This window comes from Fibrella rubiginis (assembly GCF_017353185.1).
Taxonomy (GTDB): domain Bacteria; phylum Bacteroidota; class Bacteroidia; order Cytophagales; family Spirosomataceae; genus Fibrella; species Fibrella rubiginis.
This window is the reverse complement of record NZ_JAFMYV010000046.1, coordinates 1-486: the sequence shown is the minus strand read 5'-3', so window position 1 is coordinate 486 and position 486 is coordinate 1. Positions and strand designations below refer to the sequence as shown.

The 486-nt window shown below is 67.9% G+C and carries 1 protein-coding gene; it reads left to right on the top strand.

The features are described from left to right. The coding region (locus J2I47_RS26405) for a PA14 domain-containing protein (RefSeq protein ID WP_262899050.1) at nt 1-486 on the top strand (486 nt) is incomplete at both ends.

Below are 486 nucleotides of genomic sequence, written 5' to 3'. Positions count from 1 at the left end.
TGCAGACCAGCCCCAGTGTGAGCCTGAGCCTGGGCAGCTTCGAGGCCCCCACCAACGTGGCCGACAACTACGGCGCCCGCCTGCGGGGCTACATCTGTCCCCCCACTACGGGGGTCTACTACTTCTGGATTGCCGGGGACAACAACGTCAGCCTGCGGCTGAGCGCCACGGGCAGCGAGCCCAGCTCGGCCAGCCAGATTGCCTACCACACCGGCTCGACGGAGGTGCGGGCCTGGAACCGCTTTGCCGAGCAGAAGTCGGCTCCGGTGAGCCTGACGGCAGGCCAGACGTATTATGTGGAAGCCTTGCTCAAAGAAGGCGGGGGGGGTGACAACCTGGCCGTAGGCTGGGCCAAGCCGGGGGAGGCCACGGCGCAGCCCTCGGAGGTCATTCCCGGTCAGTATCTGCTGCCTTATGTGGCCCCGCCAAGTTGCACGCTGGTGGCCGTGGCCTCGCCGGCCAGTCTGGTGGCGGGCTCGGGCAGCA